General features: G+C 40.2%; 9 protein-coding genes. 4 read left to right on the top strand and 5 right to left on the bottom strand.

What is annotated here, in order from left to right:
• Positions 1-231: 231 nt before the first annotated feature.
• The 4 genes from B3X18_RS01035 (at position 232) to B3X18_RS01020 (ending at position 6,385) form a co-directional block, all read left to right on the top strand.
• Positions 232-591, top strand: a complete 360-nt coding sequence (locus B3X18_RS01035) for a hypothetical protein (RefSeq protein ID WP_005025691.1) — start codon at positions 232-234, stop codon at positions 589-591.
• A gap of 96 nt (positions 592-687) precedes the next feature.
• On the top strand, positions 688-4,149 hold the full coding sequence (gene mfd / locus B3X18_RS01030; RefSeq protein ID WP_005404176.1) for a transcription-repair coupling factor: 3,462 nt from the start codon (positions 688-690) through the stop codon (positions 4,147-4,149).
• Positions 4,150-4,377: 228 nt separating this feature from the next.
• On the top strand, positions 4,378-4,812 hold the full coding sequence (locus B3X18_RS01025) for an HIT domain-containing protein (RefSeq protein ID WP_005014577.1): 435 nt from the start codon (positions 4,378-4,380) through the stop codon (positions 4,810-4,812).
• Positions 4,813-4,876: 64 nt separating this feature from the next.
• On the top strand, positions 4,877-6,385 hold the full coding sequence (locus B3X18_RS01020; protein WP_005025692.1) for an adenylate/guanylate cyclase domain-containing protein: 1,509 nt from the start codon (positions 4,877-4,879) through the stop codon (positions 6,383-6,385).
• Positions 6,386-6,438: 53 nt separating this feature from the next.
• On the opposite strand, the gene fdx is transcribed toward B3X18_RS01020, so the two are convergent.
• From fdx to B3X18_RS00995, 5 genes are all read right to left on the bottom strand, one after another.
• Positions 6,439-6,777, bottom strand: a complete 339-nt coding sequence (fdx, locus tag B3X18_RS01015; protein WP_005014575.1) for an ISC system 2Fe-2S type ferredoxin — start codon at positions 6,775-6,777, stop codon at positions 6,439-6,441.
• Positions 6,778-6,794: 17 nt separating this feature from the next.
• Positions 6,795-8,654: a Fe-S protein assembly chaperone HscA gene (gene hscA / locus B3X18_RS01010; RefSeq protein ID WP_286935017.1), complete on the bottom strand. Its 1,860-nt coding sequence runs from the start codon at positions 8,652-8,654 to the stop codon at positions 6,795-6,797.
• Positions 8,655-8,691: 37 nt separating this feature from the next.
• Entirely contained in the window at positions 8,692-9,207 is a 516-nt protein-coding gene (gene hscB / locus B3X18_RS01005; protein WP_005025694.1) for a Fe-S protein assembly co-chaperone HscB, read from the bottom strand.
• An 82-nt stretch (positions 9,208-9,289) separates the two neighbouring features.
• Entirely contained in the window at positions 9,290-9,610 is a 321-nt protein-coding gene (iscA, locus tag B3X18_RS01000) for an iron-sulfur cluster assembly protein IscA (protein ID WP_005014569.1), read from the bottom strand.
• A 34-nt stretch (positions 9,611-9,644) separates the two neighbouring features.
• Positions 9,645-9,885, bottom strand: a 241-nt coding sequence (locus B3X18_RS00995) for an iron-sulfur cluster assembly scaffold protein (RefSeq protein WP_286935016.1), incomplete at its 5' end; no start/stop codon positions are given.

Genomic DNA, 9,885 nt, shown 5'->3' with positions numbered 1-9,885 from the left:
AAAGATGTTTGAATCAGCAAAAATTGTTCGTTATCTTCAAGAGCAGTACGGTGGCTAACTAAAGCGCAAAAAACTGCATTGAATACCAGTAAAAAGCACTTGAATAAAAGTGCTTTTTATTTTGATATGAGTAGCCCAATTTTTTTAATCTATCATCTTTTATTCAATCTATTTATTTTGACAGCTTATATTTAGACTCAAAATTTATATTTTAATCTGTGATTTAGAAATATGTTTAACAAACTTGTCCGACTCTTCAAAACTACAGCTAAAGAGACCGAAGAACAATCCTATTTACGTGAACAAAATATTCACTTTGATCAAGATCAAGGGCCTATCGTTGATGGGATTGTGCTAAGTGATTTAAATAATCGTCTTGAATATTTTTCAAATCGTAAGCTTGAAAATTTTCAAGATTTAAAAAAATTATTTGAAATCAGTTTGCAGATTAATGAAAAAATAGACCTGGAAATTGCCACAGGCCGTTATGTTGAGCGCTTGGGAAATAATGAGCAAAATTTAAAAGAACTGAAAAAAGTTATTGAAAAGCTGAATAGCTACTATAAAAAATTTCTGCGAGATAGAGTATAGATAGTTTTATTCTTCAAGGTCTTTATTAAAAATAACTAAAAGTCGAAAAACATCATGATATTATGGGCAATGACATTTAGGCCTAAATCTATCTACATGTTCCAGAAAGAAATCTCTCAACTTAATTTAAAACAATTGAAGGCAGGTGAAAAGCGCTGGGTAGGCTCTTTACTTGGTTCTTCAGCCGCACTATTGCTTAAAGAAATTGCTGAACAATCACGGCAATTATTAGTCTTGGTGGCTAAAAATAACCAGCATGTAGCCCAGCTCGAGAGTGAGCTGGAGTTCTACGGTATAAAACCGATTATTTTCCCGGATTGGGAAATCCTGCCTTATGACCGGTTATCTCCCCATCAGGATATTGTCTCGGAGCGCCTGGCTATACTTTCTAATATGCCTCAGCAGGGCATATTACTACTTTCAGCCTCTACATTGGCACAGCGAGTTGCTCCAACTTCCTGGATATTAGGCGAGCATTTCGATATACGTGTCGGTCAAAAATTTGATCTTGAACAGCAGAAACTACGTCTGGTACAGGCTGGTTATCTTTTAGTAGATACAGTTTACGATCATGGAGAGTTCGCGGTACGCGGTAGTATTATGGATATCTATGCTTCGGGTCAGGAGGCACCCATCCGTATAGATCTGTTTGATGATGAAATTGATAGCCTTAAATTTTTTGATCCGGAAACTCAGAGAACAACAAGTAATTTAACTCAATTCAAGGTTCTACCAGCAAAAGAGTTTCCGTTAAAGGACGGACGTTCTACCTTCCGTGACCGTTATGCTGAGAGCTTTCCGACTGCCAATCCAAAAAAGAATCCTATTTATCAGGATGTCATGGAAGGTATTGCATCACCGGGTATTGATTTCTATCTGCCATTATTCTTTAGTAAACAGTCAATTCAAACTCAAGGCATGCTATCGGCATACTTACCTCAGCATTCCATTGTCATTACAGATAGGGATTTAGATGAATGTTTGATCACCTTCTGGAAGGATGTTAATCGTCGTTATGAAGATCGACGTCATAATGCAGACCAGCCTATTCTGCCACCAGAAGATTTATTCTTAAAACCGAATGCTTTACTTGAGTTACTCAATCATTTTCCCCGAATTATTGCATCATCTGAACAATTTGAAGAAAAGGCGGGTGTGATAAATATGGCGGTTTCAGAGCCGCCCCGGCTTCCGGTTAATCCTAAACATGAAAAACCATTTCATCAGGTTAAAGAATATATCGATAACGCTCAGCATCCAGTTTTACTGGTAACTGAAAGTGCAGGACGTCGCGAAAGTTTACGTGATGCCTTACGCTCGACTCTGGGTGATATTCCTACTGTTGCAAATTTCAATATTTTTCAGAATGATCAGTATAAAATTGCAATTACTACTGCTCCACTTGAGCGTGGATTAATCATTAATGATCAGCTGACCGTTATTTCTGAAAATCAGTTGTATGAGCACCGGGTAGTTCAGCGACGTCGTAAGCGTCAACAGGAAGTTTCTGAAGAATTTTTAATTCGTAGTCTGACTGAACTGAGCATTGGTGCACCTGTTGTACATATTGACCATGGTGTAGGACGTTATGCAGGGCTGGTTACCTTAAGTATTGATGATCAGGAGTATGAGTTTCTGCAGCTGGATTATGCAGAAGGTGCGAAAGTATACGTGCCCGTTACTAACTTGCATCTTATTAGCCGTTATAGTGGCGGTGACCCGGATTTGGCTCCGCTACATAAGATTGGTAGTGATGCCTGGAACAAGGCTAAACGGAAAGCACTTGAGCAAATTCATGATGTGGCTGCAGAACTCCTGCATATTCAGGCCCGCCGTCATGCCAAGCCCGGATTTGCTTTTGAAATAGATCAGAGTCTGTATATGCAGTTTGCCAGTGGTTTTGCTTATGAAGAAACCCTGGATCAGGCAAATGCTATTGAAGCGACATTATATGATATGCAAAAAGCTGAGCCTATGGACCGGCTGGTCTGTGGTGATGTAGGCTTTGGTAAAACCGAAGTGGCAATGCGTGCCGCTTTTGTAGCAGTACAGAATAATAAACAGGTCGCGGTACTGGTACCGACAACTCTGTTAGCCCAGCAACACTATGAATCATTCAAAGACCGTTTTGCAGACTGGCCGGTTCGTATTGAAGTGCTATCTCGTTTTGGTTCAAACAAGGCCCATGTAAAAAATATTCAGGATCTTGCAGACGGTAAAGTCGATATTGTAATTGGGACTCATAAACTTTTACAGGAAAATGTACAGTTTAAAGATCTGGGACTAATGATTGTCGATGAAGAACACCGTTTCGGGGTGCGTGATAAAGAGCGTATTAAAGCAATGCGTGCAGATGTCGATATGCTTACTCTGACAGCAACACCGATTCCACGTACATTAAATATGGCATTTTCAGGCATGCGTGACCTGTCGATTATTGCCACTCCACCAGCACGCCGTCTGGCTGTAAAGACATTTGTACAGGAGCATACTGATGCTTCTATCAAAGAGGCTATTTTGCGGGAATTACTTCGCGGTGGTCAGGTATATTTCCTTCATAATGAAGTCGACAGTATTGAACGTACTGCAGAGAATATCCGTGCACTTGTTCCTGAAGCACGAGTTGCCGTTGCACATGGACAAATGCGTGAACGTGAACTCGAGCAGGTAATGCAACAGTTTTATCACAAACAGTATAATGTGCTGGTTTGCTCGACCATTATTGAAACTGGTATTGATGTCCCTAATGCAAATACTATTATTATTGAACGGGCAGATAAATTAGGTTTGGCACAATTACATCAATTACGTGGGCGTGTTGGGCGCTCCCATCATCAGGCTTATGCCTACTTGCTGGTACCTTCGATTAAAGCTTTAAAAGGTGATGCAGAGAAACGTTTAGATGCCATTCAACGTGCTTCTAATCTGGGCGCCGGTTTTATGCTTGCTACAGAAGATCTTGAAATCCGTGGGGCAGGTGAACTGTTAGGTGAGCAGCAAAGTGGTTCTATGCAGGCTATTGGCTATAGTCTATATATGGAAATGCTTGAAAAAGCGACCAAAGCAATTCAGCAGGGCAAGACCCCAAATTTTGATGCTCCGCTTTCCTTAACTGCAGAGATTAACCTGCACATGCCAGCACTCATTCCAGATGAATATTTAGGGGATGTACACCAGCGGCTCTTGTTTTACAAGCGTATCAGTAATGCCGATACACAAGATAAGCTCGATAATATTCGTATGGAGCTAGTTGACCGTTTCGGTCTTGCACCGCAACCAGTCAAACAGTTATTCAGTGTGCATCAGATTCGTCTGAAAGCGGAACAACTTGGAATTACCAAGGTGGATATTGGAAGTCACGGGGGAAGTATCGAATTTTCACCTGATACAGCTGTTCAGGCGATCAGTATTATCCAGCTTATGCAAAAACAGCCGACTCACTTTCGCATGGAGGGTGGGCAACGCTTAAAGGTGCTGGTCATGCTAGAAGAGTATGAACAAAGAATTGAGTTTATTTTGAAACTTCTTGACCAGTTAACTGCAGACTTAAATCGCTAAAATAAGGCGAGGACTGAACAAGTCTTCGCAAACCTTTTTGACGGGTTAAGTATCAGTAAGTAATAAAAAAAACTTAAAGCAACAGGTACCTTTATTCATTTATCTTGGACTTATAAAATTTGAGATAAATTAATAATTATTTGTAAGGAAAGGCAGTTCTCAGAATATTCACACCATATTGGATGTGATAGTATTAGCTATCATTGTTATTGCATCATTTATAAAGATATGTTTAGTTTGCATCCACAACTTGCTCAAGATACTTTTTTTGTTGGCGATTTTCCGCTTTCAACATGTCGTCTGATGAATGATATGCAATTCCCGTGGCTTATCCTTGTGCCACGTGTACCTGGCATTACTGAATTATACGAACTTAGCCAAGCTGACCAAGAACAATTCTTACGCGAATCAAGCTGGCTATCAAGTCAGCTTGCCCGTGTGTTCCGGGCAGATAAAATGAATGTAGCTGCTTTGGGCAATATGGTTCCACAATTGCATTTCCATCATGTTGTTCGCTATCAGAATGATGTTGCATGGCCTAAACCTGTATGGGGTACACCTGCTGTACCTTATACCAATGATGTTCTGGCACATATGCGTCAGACATTAATGCTGGCGCTGCGTGGTCAGGGTGATATGCCGTTTGATTGGCGTATGGATTAGTAGTAGACACCTGTTCAAGACCATGCTACCGGTATGGTCTTCACGCAGTCACTGGAGAGCGGGAGTGTCGCTAAACCGTGTAACAGGAAAGCAGCATCCTTTACATTTCGAGTTTATACATCGATTAATTGGTTATCTCATGCTGTCTTTGACAGTGGTGATCTATTATTTCACCGCTCCAGAGACCAATTATCAAATTTATCTTCCATTTGCTTTTTTGGGGATTTTACTAGTAAGCCGGCGCCTAGAGCGTTGGTTGAAGTACCGCTTTGACTATAAAATAAAAAGAAATATATTATTCTTACTAGATGTGATTGTTGTGGCCACTACATTGGCTGCTGTACACCTGAGCTTGACCCTTACTTTTCTAGCTATCTTTGGTCTGGTTTACACATCAATCAATAATAAAATTTCTTTTTTGATGGCTTCGGTTGCTGCCTTACTGAGCATAATTATTTTTTATTTTCATAGCCTGTTTGTCTTTGGCACTCTCCAGTACTTTGAAGTTACTTCACCAGAACTGACAGTCATCGGTTTATTATGCCTCATCATTTTTATTAATTTAGGTAATTATTATCAGAATCAGCATATTCAAAAGCTCGATCAGCAGCGTCTTTACTATTTTGAACAAATGAACCGTTATATTGAGTTTGCAAATCAGTTAAGCCGCTATGCTCCTTTACAGCTCTGTCAGCAGATTATGAATGGTGAAGTAGAGGCTAAAATTGAATACAAACGAAAAAAAATGACAATCTTTTTTTCAGATATCCAAGGATTTACTGAACTTTCTGAGACTCTGATTCCTGATGATCTGGCATTTTTATTAAATGAATATCTGAGCCATATGACAGATATCGCCAAGCAATATGGCGCTACCGTTGATAAATTTATGGGTGATGCCATACTGATTTTCTTTGGTGATCCAGATAGTCAAGGCGTAGAGCAGGACGCGAAAACTTGTATCGAAATGGCAATTGCTATGCGCCAGCAGATGAAGTTATTACGTGAACGTTGGAAAAAAATGGGATATCCGGCGTTACATATCCGTATGGGGATCAGTACAGGATATTGCCATGTGGGTAATTATGGTGCTGCTCATCGTATGGCTTATACGATTGTGGGTCGAGATGCTAATTTGGCTGCACGTCTACAATATGCCGCCGAGATTGACGAGATCCTGATTGCGGATGAAACTTATAAACTGATCAGAAGTGAATTTCTGTGTATTCCTAAAACACCTATTTATTTAAAGGGATTTCAGGAACCTGTCCGTACTTGGCAAGTTATGGAAAAATTCTCGGTACATCGGCTTGAGCATCAGCAATGGTTTGATTATGAATATAAAGGATTTCATCTGATTCTTAATCTGGAAGAAGTAGAAAACTTTGAATATAGTGAGCTGGTGGAAGTACTGGAGCAAATGATTGAGCGCATCCGTACCCAGCAAAAATTAACGAATTCTCATGGCGTAGCTAAGCTTAATCTGGCTGATGAAATCAAGCCGGTCGAGCAAGAACATGTGAATACCTCAAATCGTAAAAATTTTAATGATATGAAGGTTGATCAGTTTTAAACTCTTGTTATTAATGTTCCTATTAAAAAAGCCCCTTACGTAAGGGGCTTTTTTTAGTGATTTTCAGAAGCGTGGTTAATAGTGTATTTAGGTATCTCAATTTCCAGATCTTCCTCTACCACTTTTACCTGACAGGAAAGTCGAGAGTCAGGCTCTAGCCCCCAAGCACGGTCTAGTAGATCTGCTTCTACATCATTCATTTCTTTAAGGCTGTCGAACCCCTGCCGTACAATGACATGGCAAGTCGTACAGGCACAGGACATATCACAGGCATGTTCAATTTTGATGCCATTTTTCAATAGGCTTTCACAGAGATTGGCATTGTGTTCAACTTCAAACTCGGCACCTTCTGGGCAAATTTGCGCATGCGGAAGAACTTTAATACGTGGCATAAGTCATTACCTGTTTTCTAGTTTGAGTTTGACCAATCATCAAGTTTAGTACCTTTTAATGCATGATCAATATGCTGATTCATACGTAAGGCTGCGAAAGTATCACTATGGACTTTGAGCTGTTTAACTGCCTGCTCAATTGAATGAATATCATTTTGCTCCAATTGGCCTTTTAAAGCATTTTTTGCAGCTTGAAGTTCGGTTAACTGGTCTTTGGATAAAAGCTCGGCATCAACCTTTAATGCTTGCTCCAGTGCTTCCAGTTCACGTTGTGCTTCTACTTTGGTTTCTTGTAGGTGCCGTAAATCTTTATCTTCTTCAGCATATTTGAAACCCTCAAGGAGTAAACGTTCAGTATCTGCTTCTGAAAGGCCATAAGAAGGTTTAATATCAATTTTGGCATTTACAACAGACGTAGTTTCTTTGTCACTTACTGTTAGCAAACCATCCGCATCCACCTGAAAGGTGACCTCGATACGGGCCTGTCCGGCAGTCATAGGTGGAATACCATGTAATACAAAACGTCCCAAACTGCGGCAGTGTTCTACTAGATCACGTTCACCTTGCACGACATGAATCAGCATAGCAGTCTGACCATCTTGATAAGTCGTAAATTCTTGACGGCGAGCTACCGGAATGGGGGTGTTACGCCCAATCAGACGTTCTACCAGTCCACCCATGGTTTCAAGACCAAGCGATAATGGTGTAACATCTAACAATAATGAACCTTCTTGAGTATTACCAATCAGTTGGTTCGCAGTAATAGCTGCACCAATTGCCACAACTTCATCTGGATTAATAGTACAAAGCGGTTCCTGATTGAATACTTCTGCAACAGCACGCTGGACTGCATAAGAGCGAGTAGATCCCCCAACCAATACAACATTCTGAATATCCGATAATTCAAGTTTAGCATCACGCAAAACACGTTTACAGACGCTAATCGTTTTATCCAGTGCAACTTTAATAATGCTTTCAAAGGTTGGGCGGTCAAGCTGTAAAGTATGGTCCAATATCGTCAACATGGTCGAATCGGCATTTGTTAACGCTTCTTTTGCCCGACGTGCAGCAAACAATACCTGTGCATATTCCTGATCATTGAATGTTTCAATATTAAGTTCTTTTTTTGCCCACTTTACAATTAACCGATCCAGATCATCACCACCTAAGGCTGTATGGCCTCCAGTAGCCAGAACTTCAAATACACCTTGACTGAAACGTAAAATTGAAACGTCAAAAGTGCCGCCACCTAGGTCATAAATCACATAGTTACGATCAGTTGCAAGATTGGTTGCCTGATCTAAACCATAAGCTACAGCTGCTGCTGTAGGCTCATTTAATAGACGTAAGACATTAAGTCCGGCAAGCTGAGCTGCATCACGGGTAGCCTGACGTTGAGCTTCATCGAAATAGGCCGGTACGGTAATGACTGCACCATTTACCGGATTTTGTAAGCTTACTTCGGCACGGCTCTTTAATTGCTTTAAAATATCAGCAGAAATTTCAACAGGAGTTTTATGGCCTTGTACAGTTTCAAAGGCAGGCATCTGACTGGCTTCACCCACTAATGTGTATGGGTGCTGAAATTTAATATCTGTCTGTGAGCGTCCCATGAAGCGCTTAACAGAAATAATGGTGTTTTTGGAGTCACTAGTAACAAAAGGCTTGGCCTCTTCGCCATAGTGAGTCGAATCTAAGCCGTAATGCACAATAGATGGGAGTAATACACGACCTTGTTCGTCATTCAGTACTTTGGTTTTTCCTGATAATACGGTCGCGACAAGCGAGTGCGTGGTTCCTAAGTCAATTCCGATTGCAATACGGTGTTCATGTGGCGCACTTGATTGACCCGGTTCAGCAATTTGCAAGAGAGCCATGTATTAAATCCCTTGTAAACAAGTAATAAAAATAAAATTAATAGTCATCATCTAAATCAAAGCTGTCATCATCTAATAACTGGTCTTCAGCTTTATCAATGTCATTCAAAACTTTCTGAAAGAAACGCAATTTACGCACGGTATCACGTGCTTCAGCCCAGTCTTCTTGCTGATAATCAATCTTGAATTCACGGACCAGTCCATCTATCCATTGTCTGACTTCTTCTTTAAGTGTTTGAAGCTGCTCAGTATCGGTAACTTCATCTAGCTGTTCTCGAATTTCCAGAGCTGACTGCAAGAATTCAAAATCATTAATAGATTGGTCAAGATGATAGTCCTGCTTTTTTAAGGCCAGCAAATAGGCTGCACGGCTATCAACCTGTGATAAAATTTTGTATGCCTGATTAATTTCACTTGATTTGATCAGTGCTTGGTCTTTATCTGTGGCTTTATCTGGATGATATTGTTGCTGCAATTTTAAAAACTGATTTTTTAAAATTGCCAAATCAATATCGAGTGCTACAGGAAGATTGAACAACTCAAAGTGATTCATGAAAGATGATTTCCAGGCTAGTAAATACAGTTAAAACAGTGCTAGAAGCACTGTTTTAACTTCGATACATGAGAAAGGTAATTTAGACTGTGAAAGATTCACCACAACCACATTCACCTTTCTGGTTCGGGTTGTTGAACTCAAAGCCTTCATTTAAGCCATTTTTTACATAGTCCATTTCTAAACCATTCAGGTAAACCAGACTTTTAGGATCTACGAAGACTTTTACACCGGCCTGGTCAAAAACTTGATCATGTTCATTAATATCATCAACAAATTCAAGAACATAAGCCAAACCGGAACAACCAGAAGTTTTCACACCAATACGAATGCCTTCACCCTTACCACGGTTCTGCAGGTAATTTCGAATATGAGTTGCAGCAGTTTCAGTTAAGTGGATCATGAAAACTCCATTAATTTATCTAGGATACGTCTAATCAGGCTTGAGATTTCTTGCTACGATAATCTTCAATAGCTGCTTTAATCGCATCTTCTGCCAATACAGAGCAGTGAACTTTAACCGGCGGTAATGCGAGTTCAGTCGCAATATCAATATTCTTGATCGCTTGCGCCTGATCAAGAGTCTTGCCTTTTAACCATTCGGTAACTAGGGAGCTTGAAGCAATAGCAGAACCACAACCATAAGTTTTAAAACGTGCTTCTTCAATTACACCGCTA

Origin of the sequence: Acinetobacter sp. UBA6571 (assembly GCF_002434085.1) — a bacterium.
Lineage (GTDB): Bacteria > Pseudomonadota > Gammaproteobacteria > Pseudomonadales > Moraxellaceae > Acinetobacter > Acinetobacter radioresistens.
This window is presented reverse-complemented; position numbering and strand designations above follow the sequence as displayed.

Coding starts and splice junctions, on each gene's coding strand:
- hscB (WP_005025694.1), bottom strand. CDS start 9,207: ATGAATCACTTTGAGTTGTTCAATCTTCCTGTAGCACTCGATATTGAT.
- B3X18_RS01025 (WP_005014577.1), top strand. CDS start 4,378: ATGTTTAGTTTGCATCCACAACTTGCTCAAGATACTTTTTTTGTTGGC.
- B3X18_RS01035 (WP_005025691.1), top strand. CDS start 232: ATGTTTAACAAACTTGTCCGACTCTTCAAAACTACAGCTAAAGAGACC.
- fdx (WP_005014575.1), bottom strand. CDS start 6,777: ATGCCACGTATTAAAGTTCTTCCGCATGCGCAAATTTGCCCAGAAGGT.
- iscA (WP_005014569.1), bottom strand. CDS start 9,610: ATGATCCACTTAACTGAAACTGCTGCAACTCATATTCGAAATTACCTG.
- hscA (WP_286935017.1), bottom strand. CDS start 8,654: ATGGCTCTCTTGCAAATTGCTGAACCGGGTCAATCAAGTGCGCCACAT.
- mfd (WP_005404176.1), top strand. CDS start 688: ATGTTCCAGAAAGAAATCTCTCAACTTAATTTAAAACAATTGAAGGCA.